This window comes from Microbispora sp. CA-102843 (assembly GCF_050936215.1).
Classification (GTDB): domain Bacteria; phylum Actinomycetota; class Actinomycetes; order Streptosporangiales; family Streptosporangiaceae; genus Microbispora.
The window spans coordinates 5640286-5654988 of record NZ_JBNJNF010000001.1 but is presented as its reverse complement, the minus strand read 5'-3'; the positions used below and the strand labels follow the sequence as shown (position 1 = coordinate 5654988).

Here is a 14703-nt window from a genome sequence, read left to right as displayed (position 1 = left end):
GATGGAGGAGGCCTGATCATGTCAGCACTCACGCGATACGAACTCGATGCGTTCGCCGAGTCGGTGGACGGCGAACTCCGCCGCGTTTGGCCGTCGGCGACCGCCGCCGGAGAGAACGCCGACCGGACGCTTGGCGAGCTGTGGTCGGTGGCCGCGGCCCAGGGCTGGGCGGGGCTCGCGGCCGACGGCGCCCTCGACGCCCTGATGGCCGCGACCGGCCGGCTGGGCCGGGTGGCCTGTCCGCTGCCTCTCGTCGACGCCTACGCCGCGCTGGAGCTGCTCGCCGATGACGAGTCGGTGGCAGAGCGGATCGCCGCCGGCGAGATCCGGCCGGTGGTGGCGGTGGCCACCGCGAGCCTGCCGACGGTGCGATTCGTGGAGGCGGCGTCAGCGGCCACGCACGTCCTGCTGCTGGCCGAAGGCGCCCGGGCGGTGCTCCGGCCGATCGCGGCGCGGACGCCGACACCGGGCCTCGCGGAACCCGCCTGGTCGGACGTGACGCTCGCCGACGAGGTCACCATGGAGACGGCCCCGGGGGCCGACGCGATCGAGCGGGCGAAGGCGACGCTGCGGCTCGGGTTGGTCGCTCGGGCCGTCGGCGCGGCGGAGCGGGCGCTGGAGCTGAGCATCGCGCACGCGAAGGACCGGGTCGCGTTCGGCAAGCCCATCGGCAGCTTCCAGGCCGTCTCCCACCGGGCCGCCGACGGGGCCACCGACATCGCCGCGTCGCTACGGCTGATCACGGAGGCGGTGGCGGCGCGGCTGGCCGGACGTCCCGATGCCGTGCTCGCCTCGGAGCTCGCGGTTGCCTTCGCCGGACCGGCCGCCATCCGGACCCAGTTCGGCGCCCAGCACACGCTGGCCGCGTCGGGCTACTTCGAGGAGCACGAGGCGCCCTGGTTGTTCCGCCGGGTCAACGCCGACGTCAGCCGCGTGGACGCCTTCCCGCCGGCCGCCGGGGAGGTGGCCGACATGCTGATCGAGACCGGCGCCCGGATGCCGGCGCTGGCGCTGGGCGAGGACGCGGAGGCCTTCCGGGCCGAGGTGCGGGAGTTCATCGGCCGGTTCGCCGGCGACGTCGCCGTCCGGCACATCGACGAGCAGCCCGACGAGGACCTGATCGCGGCGGCACGCGAGAGGGGCTACCTGACGATGGCGTGGCCCCGCAGCGCGGGCGGGTCCGATGCCTCGGTGGAGCGGCAGGCGGTCCTGGGGGAGGAGTTCTCCTACGCCCGGCTCCCGTTGCACGGCAAGGCGGCGATCGACATGCTGGGCACGGCGATCCTGCGGCACGGCACCGAGGAGCAGAAGCGGCGCCTGCTGCCGCTCATCGCCGGCGGGACGTTCCCCTTCTACCTGGGCTACTCCGAGCCGGAGGTCGGCTCCGACCTCGCCGCGCTGCGCACCCGCGCGGTGCGCGACGGCGATGAGTGGGTGGTCGACGGCCGCAAGATGTGGGGCACCGGCGCGCACACCGCCGAGTGGGTGTGGCTGGCCACGCGCACCGACCCGGAGGCGACACCGCCGCACGCCGGCATCACCGTCTTCCTCACCCGCGTCGACCGCCCCGGCTTCGAGCTGCAGCGGCATCGGGCGCTGTCGGGCGAGACCTCGTGCTCCACGTTCTTCGACGACTTCCGCATCCCCGACAGCGACCGGGTGGGTGAGGTCAACGGCGGCTGGAAGGTCATCACCACCGCCCTCGCCCAGGAGCGGGTCCTCATGGCCAACGTCGCCGCCGACATCCTCCGGCTGCTCGACGACATGCTCGCCGAGGTCCGCAAGGACCCGCAGGCCACAGTGGGTGGCCGCGGCTCGGCCAAGCGCGCCCTGATCACGGAGCTCGCCGCCCGGCTGCAGGCCGCGCGGGTGCTGGTCGCCGCCAGTATTCGGGCCACATCGACCGGTGGAGGCGCACGGCTGGAGGCACCGATGGCGAAGATCATCGCCAGCCGGCTGCACGAGGACTTCGGCGAGGCCACGCTGCGCGTCTTCGGCCCGGCCGCGGCGCTGGGGGAGAAGGTCCCGGACGTCCCCGGGCGCGGGGCGTTCGAGTGGAACCTGCGGTACTCGATCATGCAGGTCGTCGGCGGCGGCACCATCGACATCCAGCGCAACCTGGTCGCGCGGTCCCTGGGGATGCCCCGATGAGCAGTTGCCGCATCAGCGGGGCTGCCGCCTCGGGAGCGCGCGTGTCAGCCGGTGCCGTCATCCCTGGCGCCTTGGCGCCAGGGATGACGGCGGCGGTCAGTTCCTCGGTTCGCCGGCGGGTGCGGGGAGGGTGACGCCGAGCCCGGCGGCGATTCTCACGCCGGCGGGTCGATCAGGCCGCGTTGGTAGGCGCGGACGAGGCGGCGAGGCACCAGCAGTTCCCGCCCGTTCAGACTGATCGGGATGAGGTCGGGGCGCTGCGCCTTCCACTGGGCGCGGCGGTGCCGGGTGTTGCTGCGAGAGGTCCTGCGCTTGGGTACGGCCACGGCTACCAGCTCGCCTTCCTGACGCCGGGCAGTTCGCCCCGGTGCGCCATCTCACGGAATCGGATGCGAGACAGACCGAACGTGCGCAGGTGGCCGCGGGGACGGCCGTCGACGGAGTCGCGGTTGCGCACCCGGGTGGCGCTGGCGTCGCGCGGCTGGCGGCTCAGCAGGCGTACGGCCTCGGCCCGTTGCTCCGGGGTGCCGGTGCGGATGGCTTCCTTCAGCTCCGCGCGGCGCTCGGCGTGGCGGGCGACGGTCGCCTTCCTGCGCTCGTTGGCCGCGATCTTGCTCTTCTTGGCCATCACACCTTCTCTCCCCTGGCGCGGATCCGCGCGACGGCGTTCTCGATGCCGATCTTGTCGATGGTCTTGATCGCGCGAGCGCTGAGCGTGAGCCGTACGAGGCGGTTCTCGCTCGGCAGCCAGTAACGGCGGTGCTGGATGTTGGGGTTCCACCGCCGCCGGGTGCGGCGGTGGGAGTGGGAGACGTTGTTGCCGAAGACCGGCTTGACGCCGGTGAGCTGGCAGTGCGCGGACATCAGCTTCTCCCGTAGCGCTGGTTGAACCGCTCGACCCGGCCGGCGGTGTCCAGGACCCGGTTGCGGCCCGTGTAGAAGGGGTGGCTGGCCGAGGAGACGTCGACGTCCACCACCGGGTAGGTGTTGCCGTCCTCCCACACGACGGTCTTGCCGCTGGTGATCGTGGATCGGGTGAGGAAGGCGAAGTCCGCGCCGGGGTCGCGGAAGACGACCGGCTGGTAGTCGGGGTGGATGCCCTTCTTCATCGTTCCTCCCGGAACTCGACGTGGCGGCGGATGATCGGGTCGTATTTGCGCAGCTTCAGGCGGTCGGGGTCGTTGCGCCTGTTCTTGGTGGTCACGTACGTGTAGCCGGTGCCTGCGGCGGACCGCAGCTTGATCACCGGTCGTAGCTCGTTTCTGGCCATCCCTCTCGTCCTTCTCGGTTGGCGGCTGTGCCATGATAACGACAACGGTTTTCATTTTCATCCTTGGGAGGTCACATGCCCACGCCCGTCGTCCTCGTGGCAGGCCTGTACGGCGACGCCCGGGCGGTCCTGGTCGACCGGTTGCTTCGCGCCCACCCTGGAGCCGTCGCGATCCACCACGATCTGACCGCCGTCGTCGCCGACCGGGTCGAGCGCGTCATCCGCGACGGCTCGGGCATCCTCGACCGGACCGAGGTGCGCCTGGCCCACGGCTGCGTCACCTGCACCGTCCGCGAGGACCTGCTCCCACAGCTCGTACGGCACGCGAGGACGGCGTCCCTGCTGATCGTCGACCTGTGGGATTCCGTCGAGCCCCGTCCCGTGGCGGAGGCGCTGGGCCATGAGGACGCGGCTGACCTGCTGGCCCTGACCAGCGTGCTGACCGCGCTCGACGCCGAGCTGATGCCGGTGGACATCTGCCGCGGCGAGCGCCTGGCCGAGACTGGGCAGCGTGCCGCCGCGGGCGACCGGCGCTACCTCGCCGAGGTGCTGGCCCGCCAGATGGAGTACGCCACCGGGCTCTTCCTTCTCGGTGACGAGGAGGAGGACATGGACTTGTCCGCCGTGGTGCTCGGCCACCTGGCTCCGCACACCCCGGTCTTCTCGACGTCGCTGCCCGAGGTGACCGGCCCCGCTCTGTGCGTCCACGAGCTGGGCGAACGAGTGGACCCGGCCACCGCCCAGTTGCCCGGCGAAGCGCAGACCGGCGAGATCACCACCGTGGTCTGGCGCCGGCTGCGCCCGCTGCATCCGGGACGCCTGTTCGACGCGGTCGACGAGCTGGTGACCGGCTCCGTCCGCTCTCGTGGCCGGTTCTGGCTGGCCAACCGGCACGAACGGATGCTGGCCTGGGACGCCGTGGCCGGCGTCGTCTCGGTCGAGGACGTCGGACCCTGGCTGGCCGCGCTGCCCGAGGCCGCCTGGGACCTGGTCTCTCCGGCACGCCGCGCCGCCGCCGCCCTGGACTGGAACCGCATCACCGGCGATCGCATCCAGCACCTGGTCTTCACCGGGCCCGACCTCGACCGCGAGCGCATCTGCGCTCTGCTCGACTCCTGCCTGCTCACCGAACGGGACGCCCGTCCCGGCTCCGCCGAGTGGGCCGCCTACTCCGACCCGTTCGCCGACTTCATCGACATGAAGGAGATCGCATGAAGCCCCGCCGTATCCCCCGGAAGAAGACCAACCCGCTGCTCGGGGTCGCCTACATCGACTACAAGGACACCGACCTGCTGCGCAGGTTCATCTCCGACCGGGGCAAGATCCGCAGCCGCCGCGTGACCGGCGTGACCGTGCAACAGCAGCGGCAGCTCGCCCGGGCCATCAAGAACGCCCGGGAGATGGCCCTGCTCCCATACTCGTCTCGCCCCTGACCATGATGCCGAGCCGGCGGGCCTGATCCACACCGCAGGGGCGGGCGCCGCCAGGAGAACCGGGACCGTGCACGCTCGGCCTGTCTCAGGTCACCAGGCCCCTGCGGTAGGCGTAGACCACCGCCTGCACGCGGTCACGCAGGTCGAGCTTGGTGAGGATGCGCGACACGTACGTCTTGACGGTCTCCTGGCTGATCACCAATGTCGCGGCGATCTCGCTGTTGGACAGGCCGTCGGCGATGAGGCGCAGCACCTCCAGTTCACGCGGGGTCAGCGCGACATCGTCCGGCCTGCCCTCGGCGGGACGGATCCGCGCCGCGTACCTGCCGACGAGCTGCCGCGTCACCTCGGGTGCCAGCAGCGCGGCGCCCGTCGCGACGGTGCGGATGCCGTGCAGCAGCTGCGCCGGTGGGGCGTCCTTGAGCAGGAACCCGCTCGCCCCCGCACGCAGCGCCTCGTACACGTACTCGTCGAGGTTGAACGTCGTCACCACGAGCACCTTGACGGGATGCTCCACCCCGGCGCCGGCCAGCAGCCGGGTCGCCTCGATGCCGTCGAGCACCGGCATGCGTACGTCCATCACCACGATGTCCGGGTTCAGCCGCCGGGCGAGGTCGACGGCGGCCCGGCCGTCCCCGCACTCGCCCGCCACCTCGAGGTCGGGCTGCGCATCGATGATCGTCGCGAACCCGGTGCGGATCAGCGCCTGGTCGTCGCAGACCAGGACCCGGAGCGGCGCGCTCACGACGGGCTCCCCGCGGGGATGCGTGCCCGCACGACGAAGCTGCCGCCCGCCCGCCGATCGGCGCTGAACTCGCCGCCCAGGGCGTCGACCCGCTCGCGGAGCCCGGCGAGGCCTCGCCCGCTTCCACCGAGAGAGCCGGTCCGCGAGCCGGAACCGTCGGTGCCGACCTCCACGGCGATCTCCCTTTCTCCATAGCGCACGCGCACCACCGTACGGCTGCCGTGGGCGTATTTGAGGGCATTCGTCAGGGACTCCTGCACGACCCTATAGGCCACGAACTCGGCGCTGCCGGCCGGTTCCGCCGGCCTGCCCTCCTCGGCGAACTCCACCGGCTGCCCGGCCTGGCGCGTCTGCTCCACCAGCGTGTGAAGTTCGCCGACGGACGGCATCCTGACGTCGGTGTCGTGATCGGGGTTGAGCAGGTCGAGCAGGTGCCGCAGATCGGAGATTGCCCGTCGGCCGGTGTCGGTGACGGCGCTCAGGGCAGCGTCGAGGCGATCGGGTGCGGCGGTCAGGTAGCGGGCCGCCTCGGCCTGCACGACCATCGCCGTCACGTGGTGGGTCACGACGTCGTGGAGTTCGCGGGCGATGCGGGTGCGTTCGGCGGCGCGGGTGGCCTCGGCGATGTGGCGGCGGCGCTCGGCCTCGGCGGCCCGGGTGGAGCGCAGCCAGGCCCCGATGCCCCATGCGAGGACCAGCACCAGGTAGAACGTCACGAATCCCTCCGGTCCCTCGACCGAGCCGGTCCGGTCGAGCGCGACCGCCAGCGGCACGTACGCCAAGGAGAGGAGGACCGCGGTGACGCGCCGGTGACGCTCCAGATGGGCGCCCGCGCTCATGATCGCGATGGGCAGTGCGGTGGCCGCCGCCGTGTGGTAGGCGTAGAGCTGGTCGAGGGCGAAGCCGAGCGACCCCAAGGTGAGACAGACGGCCGGCCATCGTCGCCGGACGACCAGCGAGAGGCACTCGAGGGCGACCACCAGGACGACCCACGCGTCGAAGGGACGGGTCGGCAGGTCGCCGAGCTGCGTCCCGTGGTTGTGCATCGCCGGCAGGAACGACGAGACGGCCAGCAGCAGCGCGAGCGGAAGATCCCGGACCGTGACGTCGCACCGTCTCCACAGGTCCGGGACCCGCCGGAAATCGATCACTGGGAGAGCGTAGCGGCCGCGCCGGTCCGGGCGCCGCGCCGGCGGGGGACCAGGTTGCCGCGCCGGCGGGCCAGCCACATGAAGGCGATCGTCAGCAGCGCGCCGAACACGACCGCGTACGTGCTCGCCTCCGGCCCGAACTCGCCGCCGGTGAGCAGGGCCGGGCCCGACGTCACGCCGTGCAGCAGCCCTTCCGACGCGCCGTTGCCGGAGACCTCCGTGCTGAAGACGCCGCCCTCGGCGAAGTTCCAGCCGAAGTGCAGGCCGATCGGCACCCACAGGGTGCGGGTGGCGGCGTAGGCGGCGGCGAGCATGCTGCCCGCCTCGATCGCGATGGCGACCGCGCCCCACAGGCTGGCGTTCTGGTTACCCAGGTGCATCAGGCCGAACAGCAGGCCGGTCAGCGCCAGCGCGATCCACGTGCCGGTCCGTTCTTCGACGATCCGGAACAGGATGCCGCGAAAGATCAGCTCCTCCGTCACGGCGGCGGCGGCCATGAAGCCGAGCAGCCCGATCGCACCCGTCACCGAGCCGAGGCCGTCGACCCGGTAGTAGCCCAGGAAGGCGATGTTCACGATGACGGCCGCGAACATGCCGACGCCGATCAGCAGCCCCCGGCCGACGGCGGCGACGGCGCCTTTCCCTGCCACCTCCACCGGCGCGCGGCGCTCGGACCACCGCACCACCCGGGCGTACACGAACACCGCGAGGACGGCTGTCGCGACACCGAGAATCAGGGTGAGAAGCGCGTTCCCCTGTACCGCACCCACGCCCACATTGCCGAGGAAGGCGACCGCCGCGACGGGCACCAGCTGCTTCAACAGTCGCATGACGACTCCCTTGTGAGATCCCGCGGCCGGAGCGCCGCGGCTATGCAGGAACGCTAGGGATTCACGGGCCGGGAATCGTCACCGCACGGTGGACACTCGCGGGTAGCTCGCACGGGGGACAAGTTACGCCGCGATTCCATGGCGCCAGAGCGCTATCGGCCACCTCATAACCTCAGGACGTGCTCGTCCGGGGGCGAGCGCACCGCGATCACGCAGGTCACACATGGTTGCCATTAATGATTGTAACGAATACAGTGGTCCGCCATCAGCGGGGAGGGGGTCCGATGGAGGAACAGGCCGATCACGATCCGCTCGCCGACGCGCCGATCGCCCATGAGGCTCGGCGTCTTCGGCATCCCCGGTGGAACGGTGCGACGCCGAGGGCTCCAGGCCGTCGGAAGCTCGGCCGCGGAGGAGAGGGTCGCGGCTTAGAGCAGCCCGCCGAGTGCGAGCCGGTCATGGGGGCGGCTTCGCTTGCGCGAGGCCGTGTAACGAATCGTTACACCGTCGAAACATCGGTATCTACATAATTCATAACATTCATTTAGTGCCGGGCGCGGGCTACGCGTCTGTGTTGAAGGACCACCATGAAACGAAGCATTGTTACCCTCCTCGGTGCCGTGGGTGCGACCGCGCTCGCGCTGACCGGCTGCGGCTCGACGGGCGGCGATGGCGACGCGGCGTCGGACGACAGCGTCACCTACGCGCTCGCCGGCGACCCGGGCCAGCTCAACCCCATAAAGAACGCGACCGTGGCGGCTCAGAGCCTCGCCGCGTTCGGCTACGAGTCTCTCGTGTCCTTCACCGCCGGTGCCGACCCCCAGGGGCTGCTCGCCGAGAAGTGGCAGGAGTCGACCACCGAGGTGAGCTTCACCCTCAAGAACGGCATCGTCTGCGCCGACGGCTCCCCGCTGACCGCGGGCGACGTCAAGGCGAGCTTCGAATACGCCGGCCGCAAGGAGACCGGGTCCCCGTTCCGTGGTGTCTACTTCCCGGCCACCGGTCTCAAGATCGACGCCGATGACGCGAGCCGCACCGTCACGTTCCACAGTGATACGGCGCAGAGCTTCCTGCTCGCCACGATCGGCCTCATGCCGGTCGTCTGCCACGCGGGCTCGGCCGACCCCGGCAAGCTCGACACCGAGTGGCTCGGCACCGGCCCGTACAAGCTCGCCAAGTCGTCGCCCGGCCAGAGCTACACGCTTCAGCTTCGCCCCGAGTACGTATGGGGCGCCGGTGGGGTGACCGCCAAGACGGCCGGCCTGCCTGCCACCGTGACCGTCCAGGTCGTCGAGAGCGAGTCGACGATCGCCAACATGCTCCAGTCGGGCGAGGTGAACCTCGGGCTCGTCGCCGGTGACGACCGTGAGCGTCTCGACTCGCTCGGCCTCAACAAGATCGACGTGCCGGCTCGCCCGGGCCTGTTGTTCTTCAACCAGGCCAAGGGGCGCGCGACCCACGACCTCGCCGTGCGCCAGGCCATCGCCGGCGCCATCGACCGCGACGCGGTCGGCAAGGTGAGCACGGGCGGTCGCGGCACGCCGATGAAGAGCCTCACGACGTCGTACAGCAACGTCTGCAAGACGACCGACATCACTCCGGCGCTCACGGCGTTCGACAAGAACGCCGCGGCGGCCGCGCTCGACAAGGCCGGCTGGGTGAAGGGCGCGGACGGCAGCCGGGAGAAGGACGGCAAGCCGCTGTCGCTCGTGCTGCTCTACCCCGCGAACTCCGACAAGTCGGCCGTCTCGGGTATCGAACTCATGCAGCAGCAGCTCGCCGAGATCGGGGTGAAGGCGACCCCGACGCCGTCGCCGTCGTACACCGACGTCATCTTCCAGGGCGGCGACTGGGACCTGGTGTGGGCTCCCATCTCGACGACCCTGCCGAACACGTGGCAGGGCATCCTCTCGGGGGACTTCCCCCCGAAGGGCGGCAACTGGACGTACAACACCAACAAGGAGTTCTTCGACCTCGCCGCCAAGGCTCAGGACCAGGCCGGCGAGCAGAGCTGCGGCAGCTGGCAGGCCGCGCAGCAGTCGCTGGTCAAGGACCTCGAGGTGCAGCCGTTCTACGAGTCGACCGAGACCACCTACGGCAACGGCGTCAAGTTCGACCTGAACTCGAACACGCTCGTCGTGCCCACCAGCCTGCGCGTGTCGTCGAAGTAGCCTGATGACGCGCTCGACATCCGCTTCCGGTGGCCGCCGCGGCGGCCACCGGTGGCTCGGCTTCCTTCTGCGCCGCACGGGACGCATGCTCGTCGCGATGTGGGTGATCATCACGGTCGCGTTCCTCGTGCTGCGGATGGCGGGGGGCGACCCCGTCCGTTCCGCGCTCGGCGCGACCGCCGACGCGAGCGTGGTGCAGGCCCGGCGGGAGCAGCTCGGTCTGGACGATCCCCTCATCCTGCAGTACCTCCACTATCTCGGAGGTCTGTTCCGCGGCGATCTCGGCGTCTCGATCATCACGGGCCGCTCCGTCACCGAGCTCGTCTCGTACCGGCTGCCCGCGACGCTCGAGCTCGCCGGCATCGCCTTCCTCGTCGTGCTGCTCGTCGCCGTCCCCGTGGGTCTCTGCATCGCGATCATCACCCAGGGCAACGGCCGCCGCGGCGCCGAGACGGTCTTCACAGGGATCACGGCCTTCATCGCCGCCATCCCCGAATACCTCCTGGGCGTGCTCCTCGTCATCGTCTTCGCGATCACGCTGCACGCGTTGCCCGTCGCCGGGCGCACCGGCCCGGCGTCGTACGTGCTGCCCGTGATCGCCCTGTCGGTGTCGGCGGCCGCGTCCATCTCGCGCATCGCCCGTATCGAGGCTCTCAACACGCTCAAAGACGACTACGTGCGTACGGCGCGCTCGAAGCGGCTGCCCGCCTGGATGGTCTACTTCCGGCACGCCCTGCCGAACATGCTCACCGCGACGCTCACGATCGGAGGGACGCTGCTCGGGGCGATGATCGCGGGCAGCGTGCTCGTCGAGCAGGTGTTCAACTGGCCGGGGCTCGGAATGGCCTTCGTGGGAGCCATCACCACGAAGGACTACGGCATCGTCCAGGGCCTCGCGCTCGTGTACGCCGCGATCATCCTCGTCGTCAACCTGCTCGTTGACCTCGTGCTCTCCCTGCTCGACCGGCGTACCTCGCTCCTGGAGACCTCATGACGACCCGCCGTGCCGCACTGTTGCGGCAGCCGATGGCGATCATCGCCGTGTGCATGCTCGGGGTGCTGGTCCTGCTCGCCGCGTTCGCGCCGGTCTTGTGGGGCGAGGAGGCCGTGGCGGCGAATCCCGACGCCATCGCGCTGCCCTCGTCGGCCGCGCACCTGCTCGGCACCGACAAGCTCGGTCGCGACATCCTCCTGCGCACACTCGTGGCCGCGCGGCTCTCGCTGGTGATGGCCGTCGCGGCGACACTCATGGGCGCGTGCGTCGGACTGCTGCTCGGGGCCCTGCCCGCGGTGCTCGGCGCGCGCGCCCAGCGTTGGTTCGCGAGTGTCGTCAACACGTGGCTCGCGTTCCCCGTGCTCCTCGTCGCCATGCTCACGGTGATCCTCCTCGGGCCGGGGGCCGCGACCGCGGTGGTCGCCCTCGCGCTCACGATGACACCGTCGTTCGCGCGCCTCGCGCAGACGCTCTCCTCACGCGTCGGCGGCTCCGAGTACCTCGCCGCCGCGCGCATGCTCGGCGTCTCCCGGGGGCGCCAGTTCACCCGGTACGTGCTTCCGAACATCGCCGAGCCCGTCATCGTCAACGTGACCACCTCGATCGGAGGCGGCCTGCTCGCGCTGTCCAGCCTGAGCTTCCTCGGCGTGGGCGTGCAGCCGCCGGACTTCGACTGGGGCCGCCTGCTCAGCGAGGGATTCGGCCAGGTGTACAACTCGCCCGTCGCCGCCGTCGGCCCGGGTGTCTCCGTCGTGTTCGCCGGCCTCGCGTTCAGCATGCTCGGTGAGTCGCTCGCCGCGCATTTGCGCAACCGCGAGCGCGGGAAGGCGTTGCCGCCTCGCCGGCTCGGTCCTGCGCCGGTCGCCGAGCGACCGGCGCAGACGCCGTCCACGACCGAGACCGAGCGCGCGGAGACGGCTGTCCCGCTCCTCGAGGTCGACGGGCTCTCGGTGTCCTTTCCCGGACCGGACGGCTGGATCCGCCCCGTCCAGGATGTCTCCTTCCGCATCGCCCCGGGTGAGATCGTCGGCGTGGTCGGCGAGTCCGGCAGCGGCAAGAGCGTCACCATGATGTCGGTCGCGCAGCTCGCCCCTGCGGGTGCCGCCGTGACCGCCCGGCGGCTCCGTTTCGACGGCGAGGACCTGACCGGTCTCACGCCCGCGGCCGCGGGCAAGGTGCTCGGGACCCGCGTCGGCGTGGTCTTCCAGGACTCCCTCACGGCGCTCAATCCCGCCCTGCGCGTCGGCACCCAGCTCGCCGAGATCCCGCGCGTCCATGACGGCGCCGGCCGCAGGAAGGCGCATGAGATGGCGGTTCGAGCGCTCGACGACGTGCAGATCCCCGATGCCGCGCACCGCGCTCAGCAGTTCCCGCACGAGTTCTCGGGAGGGATGCGCCAGCGCGCGCTCATCGCGATGTCGCAGATCGGCTCGCCGTCGCTCATCATCGCCGACGAGCCCACCACGGCGCTCGACGTGACGGTCCAGCGGCGTGTGCTCGCGCTCCTGCGGCGCGAGTGCGCCGAGTCCGGCGCGGCCGCCATCGTCGTGTCGCACGACGTCGCCGTCCTGGCCGAGCTCTGTCAGCGGATTCTCGTGATGTACGCCGGCCGGATCGTCGAGGACGTCGACATCGCCCTCCTGGCGACCCCCGAGCAGCTCGCGCATCCCTACACGAGGGCGCTCGCGGCATCGCTCCCGGACCTCGACACCGATCGAACCAAGCCGCTGGTGACGATCCCCGGCGAGCCGCCGGACCTGTCGCGTCCCATAACCGGGTGCGCCTTCGCCGCCCGCTGCGCGTTCGCGACCGACCGTTGCCGGGCTGAGACCCCCGTCCTGGCTCCGCACCGGCACGGCGGCAGGGTCGCGTGCTGGCATCCGCAGGACGCGATGGCACCTGACACCGCACCGGACACCGCACCTGGGCGCGAGGAGGTAGAAGCCTGATGGCCGAGCTCGTCATCGAGGATCTGGTCGTGACCTTCGGTCACCGTAACCGCGCCTTCAACGCCGTCGACGGGGTTTCCCTGACCGTGCCGCACGGCACGATCGTGGGCCTGGTCGGAGAGTCGGGGTCGGGCAAGTCCACCGTCGCGCGCACGGTCGCCGGGCTACAGCCGGCGACTTCCGGGCGTATCACGCTCGACGGCGACGACCTGCTGCGTACGCGCGGCGTCGACCGCCGCCGACGGGCGCGGGACGTGCAGATGATCTTCCAGGACCCCTACTCGTCGCTGAACCCGCGCATGACGGTCGGCGAGACGATCGAGGAGGCCCTGACGACGCACGGCGACCTCGACGCGAAGCAGCGGGCCGCGTCCGTTCGCGAACTGCTCGATCTCGTGCGCCTGAAGCCGGCGGTCGCCGACCAGTATCCGTCGCAGATATCGGGCGGGATGCGGCAGCGCGTGGCCATCGCGCGATGCCTCGCCGTGCGTCCGCGGCTCATCGTCGCCGACGAGATCACTTCTGCGCTCGACGCCTCGGTCCAGGGTGCGGTGCTCAACCTCATCCGCGACCTGCAACGGGAGCTCGAACTTTCGATGATCTTCATCACCCACAACCTCGCCGCCGTCCGCTACATCGCCGACACCACCGCGGTGATGAGCCGCGGACGCGTGGTCGAGTACGGAGACGCGGAGGAGATCGTGGCGAATCCGCGGCAGCCGTACACCCGGGCACTCGTGTCGGCGATCCCGCGAATCGAGAACGCCGGCACCGATCACCTGCTGCGGTTCGCCGATACGGAGGGTCTCCGATGATGCGTGAGGACGCCGGCCGGATCCTGCCCGAGCTCGTCCGGCTGCGCCGCGAGCTCCACGCCGACCCCGAGCTCGGCCTGAGGCTGCCGAGGACCCGGAAGCGGGTCATCGACGCGCTGGCGGACCTCGACCTCGAGGTGACGCTCGGCACGGAGCTGGATTCGGTCGTGGCGGTGCTGCGGGGCGGCCGTCCCGGGCCGGTCGTGCTCCTGCGCGCCGACATGGACGCGTTGCCCATGCGCGAGGAGGCCGACGTGCCGTACCGGGCGCGTGGGGACGCGATGCACGCGTGCGGGCACGACCTCCACGTGGCCGGACTCGTCGGCGCCGCGAGGCTCCTGCACCAGCGGCGGGAAGAGCTCGCCGGCGACGTCGTGTTCATGTTCCAGCCCGGTGAGGAGCTCGGAGACGGCGCCGCTCGCATGATCGCAGAGGGGGTGCTCGACGCCGCGGGGGTGCGTCCCACGGCGGCCTACGGCATCCACGTGGTGCCGGGGGAGTACGGCGTCTTCTCCACGCGTCCCGGACCGCTCATGGCCGGATGCGCCGAGCTGGATGTCGTCGTCCGGGGCCGGGGCGGTCACGCGTCCGCGCCGCATCTCACGGTCGATCCCGTGCCCGCCACCGCCGAGCTCGTCCAGGCGCTCCAGACGTTCGTGACGCGCCGGTTCGACGTCTTCGACCCTGTGGTGCTCACCACCACGCAACTCCAGGCGGGGGGAGCGGCCCGCAACATCATCACCGACGAGGCCAGGCTCGGCGCGACGGTCCGCATGCTGTCCGCCGATGTGCTCGACCGGCTGCGGGCCGAGCTTCCCCAGCTGGTCAGGGGCGTCGTCGCCGCTCACGGGTGTGCCGCCGACGTCGAGGTCCGCGTGCTGTGCCCCCCGACGGTCAACGACCCCGCCCTCGCGACCGGCGCGCTGGCCACGCTGTCGGCGACCTTCGGCGACGAACGCGTCCGCGTATCACCCGCTCCCGTCATGGGATCGGAGGACTTCAGCTACGTCCTCCGCGAGGTGCCCGGGGTCTTCGTCTTCCTCCGCGCGACACCGCGCGACATCGATCACGAGACGGCCGCGCCGAACCATTCGCCCCACGTCGTCTTCGACGACGCCGTCCTCGCCGACCAGGCCGTCGCGCTCGCCTCGCTGGCGATCCGGCACCTCGGCTGACTCCGAGGACGTCGTCGGG

At 71.1% G+C, this 14703-nt stretch carries 16 protein-coding genes; 8 read left to right on the top strand and 8 right to left on the bottom strand.

The features are described 5' to 3' along the window. The first annotated feature begins 18 nt into the window (after positions 1 to 18). Complete coding sequence (locus ACQEVJ_RS26270; RefSeq protein ID WP_433105417.1) at positions 19 to 2151, top strand: acyl-CoA dehydrogenase family protein; 2133 nt, start codon at positions 19 to 21, stop codon at positions 2149 to 2151. 155 nt (positions 2152 to 2306) lie between these two features. Here ACQEVJ_RS26270 and rpmF read toward each other — a convergent pair whose 3' ends face one another. Genes rpmF through rpmG form a run of 5 tightly spaced genes read right to left on the bottom strand, consistent with a single transcriptional unit; the run spans position 2307 to position 3421 of the window. Beyond that, positions 2307 to 2477, bottom strand: coding sequence for a 50S ribosomal protein L32 (gene rpmF, locus ACQEVJ_RS26265; protein WP_433105415.1), 171 nt, complete (start codon positions 2475 to 2477; stop codon positions 2307 to 2309). Between the two features lie 2 nt (positions 2478 to 2479). Then, positions 2480 to 2779 (bottom strand): 30S ribosomal protein S14, encoded by a 300-nt coding sequence (rpsN, locus tag ACQEVJ_RS26260; protein ID WP_433105413.1) that lies wholly within the window; start codon positions 2777 to 2779, stop codon positions 2480 to 2482. Continuing rightward, positions 2779 to 3015 (bottom strand): 50S ribosomal protein L28, encoded by a 237-nt coding sequence (rpmB, locus tag ACQEVJ_RS26255; RefSeq protein WP_433105411.1) that lies wholly within the window; start codon positions 3013 to 3015, stop codon positions 2779 to 2781. The genes rpsN and rpmB overlap by 1 nt, the downstream gene beginning before the upstream one ends. Next, a complete protein-coding gene (locus ACQEVJ_RS26250; RefSeq protein ID WP_433105409.1) occupies positions 3015 to 3260 on the bottom strand; it encodes a type B 50S ribosomal protein L31 in 246 nt (81 codons plus the stop codon). The genes rpmB and ACQEVJ_RS26250 overlap by 1 nt, the downstream gene beginning before the upstream one ends. Continuing rightward, on the bottom strand, positions 3257 to 3421 hold the full coding sequence (gene rpmG, locus ACQEVJ_RS26245) for a 50S ribosomal protein L33 (protein WP_357037611.1): 165 nt from the start codon (positions 3419 to 3421) through the stop codon (positions 3257 to 3259). The genes ACQEVJ_RS26250 and rpmG overlap by 4 nt, the downstream gene beginning before the upstream one ends. 75 nt (positions 3422 to 3496) lie before the next feature. Here rpmG and ACQEVJ_RS26240 point away from each other — a divergent pair, with 75 nt between their 5' ends. Further along, entirely contained in the window at positions 3497 to 4636 is a 1140-nt protein-coding gene (locus ACQEVJ_RS26240) for a CobW family GTP-binding protein (protein ID WP_433105407.1), read from the top strand. Beyond that, positions 4633 to 4854, top strand: coding sequence for a 30S ribosomal protein S18 (rpsR, locus tag ACQEVJ_RS26235; protein WP_433105405.1), 222 nt, complete (start codon positions 4633 to 4635; stop codon positions 4852 to 4854). Before ACQEVJ_RS26240 ends, rpsR begins: the two co-directional genes overlap by 4 nt. Positions 4855 to 4939: 85 nt before the next feature. On the opposite strand, the gene ACQEVJ_RS26230 is transcribed toward rpsR, so the two are convergent. Genes ACQEVJ_RS26230 through ACQEVJ_RS26220 form a run of 3 tightly spaced genes read right to left on the bottom strand, consistent with a single transcriptional unit; the run spans position 4940 to position 7580 of the window. Next, positions 4940 to 5599, bottom strand: a complete 660-nt coding sequence (locus tag ACQEVJ_RS26230; protein ID WP_433105403.1) for a response regulator — start codon at positions 5597 to 5599, stop codon at positions 4940 to 4942. Further along, positions 5596 to 6750: a sensor histidine kinase gene (locus ACQEVJ_RS26225; protein WP_433105401.1), complete on the bottom strand. Its 1155-nt coding sequence runs from the start codon at positions 6748 to 6750 to the stop codon at positions 5596 to 5598. The genes ACQEVJ_RS26230 and ACQEVJ_RS26225 overlap by 4 nt, the downstream gene beginning before the upstream one ends. Next, positions 6747 to 7580, bottom strand: coding sequence for a lysostaphin resistance A-like protein (locus tag ACQEVJ_RS26220; protein WP_433105399.1), 834 nt, complete (start codon positions 7578 to 7580; stop codon positions 6747 to 6749). Before ACQEVJ_RS26220 ends, ACQEVJ_RS26225 begins: the two co-directional genes overlap by 4 nt. A gap of 587 nt (positions 7581 to 8167) precedes the next feature. Here ACQEVJ_RS26220 and ACQEVJ_RS26215 point away from each other — a divergent pair. The 5 genes from ACQEVJ_RS26215 to ACQEVJ_RS26195 are packed head-to-tail and all read left to right on the top strand — an operon-like array spanning position 8168 to position 14684. Continuing rightward, positions 8168 to 9751, top strand: a complete 1584-nt coding sequence (locus tag ACQEVJ_RS26215; protein WP_433105397.1) for an ABC transporter substrate-binding protein — start codon at positions 8168 to 8170, stop codon at positions 9749 to 9751. Between the two features lie 4 nt (positions 9752 to 9755). Continuing rightward, the gene (locus ACQEVJ_RS26210) at positions 9756 to 10745 is read left to right on the top strand and encodes an ABC transporter permease (protein ID WP_433105395.1); all 990 of its coding nucleotides are present in this window, start codon (positions 9756 to 9758) and stop codon (positions 10743 to 10745) included. After that, positions 10742 to 12694 (top strand): dipeptide/oligopeptide/nickel ABC transporter permease/ATP-binding protein, encoded by a 1953-nt coding sequence (locus ACQEVJ_RS26205; RefSeq protein ID WP_433105393.1) that lies wholly within the window; start codon positions 10742 to 10744, stop codon positions 12692 to 12694. The genes ACQEVJ_RS26210 and ACQEVJ_RS26205 overlap by 4 nt, the downstream gene beginning before the upstream one ends. Next, positions 12694 to 13509, top strand: a complete 816-nt coding sequence (locus tag ACQEVJ_RS26200; protein WP_433105391.1) for an ABC transporter ATP-binding protein — start codon at positions 12694 to 12696, stop codon at positions 13507 to 13509. The genes ACQEVJ_RS26205 and ACQEVJ_RS26200 overlap by 1 nt, the downstream gene beginning before the upstream one ends. After that, entirely contained in the window at positions 13506 to 14684 is a 1179-nt protein-coding gene (locus ACQEVJ_RS26195; protein ID WP_433105389.1) for a M20 metallopeptidase family protein, read from the top strand. The genes ACQEVJ_RS26200 and ACQEVJ_RS26195 overlap by 4 nt, the downstream gene beginning before the upstream one ends. Positions 14685 to 14703 lie beyond the last annotated feature (19 nt).